This window comes from Oscillibacter sp. KLE 1745, from assembly GCF_000469445.2.
GTDB lineage: Bacteria > Bacillota > Clostridia > Oscillospirales > Oscillospiraceae > Oscillibacter > Oscillibacter welbionis.
In genome coordinates this window covers 1,011-1,922 of record NZ_KI271741.1, presented here as the reverse complement: position 1 = coordinate 1,922, position 912 = coordinate 1,011, and the positions used below count along the sequence as shown (strand labels likewise).

Here is a 912-nt window from a genome sequence, read left to right as displayed (position 1 = left end):
CCGGCGTCACGGCGGAGAAGCACGACAGCTTCATTGCCCCTGCCGGCGGCGGCAAGATCCTCATGGAATTCTCCGGAAAAGAGCTGGTCCGGGGTGAGCCGGATGCCTCCTCCTTCCCCTCCGGCGGTCTGCGGGCCACCTTTGAGGCCCGGGGCTACACCGCCTGGGATCCCACCTCGTTTGCCTTCATCAAGGAGGGCAGCCTCTGCATCCCCACCATCTTCTGCTCCTACTCCGGCGAGGCCCTGGACAAGAAGACGCCTCTTCTGCGGTCCATGGACGAGATCAGCCGCCAGGCGGTGCGGATCCTGCGCCTGTTCGGGGACACGACGACCAAACGGGTGGTGGTTCAGGTGGGGCCGGAGCAGGAGTACTTCCTGGTGGACAAGGCCCAGTACGCCCAGCGGGAGGACCTGCGGATGTGCGGCCGGACCCTGTTCGGCGCAAAGCCCCCCAAGGGACAGGAGCTGGACGACCACTACTATGGCGCCATCCGGCCCCGGGTCGCCGCCTATATGAAGGATCTGGATGAGGAGCTGTGGAAGCTGGGCGTGCTCAGCAAAACCAAGCACAACGAGGTGGCCCCCTCCCAGCATGAGATGGCCCCGATCTACACCAACGCCAACGCCGCCTGCGACCAGAACCAGCTGGTGATGGAGATGATGAAGAAGGTGGCCGACCGCCACGGACTGGTGTGCCTGCTCCATGAGAAGCCCTTCGCGGGCGTCAACGGCTCCGGCAAGCACGACAACTGGTCCCTCTCCACCGACACGGGCAAAAATCTGTTCAAGCCCGGCTCCACCCCCCGGCAGAACGCCCAGTTCCTGCTGTTTTTGGCGGCCTTCATCAAGGGTGTGGACGACTATCAGGAGTTCCTGCGGGCCACGGTGGCCTTCCCCGGCAACGACCACC

At 64.7% G+C, this 912-nt stretch carries 1 protein-coding gene; it reads left to right on the top strand.

The window, feature by feature from the left end; all coding sequences use genetic code 11:
• Positions 1-912: glutamine synthetase III (locus HMPREF1546_RS19690; protein ID WP_021751968.1), on the top strand; the 912-nt coding region annotated here is incomplete at both ends.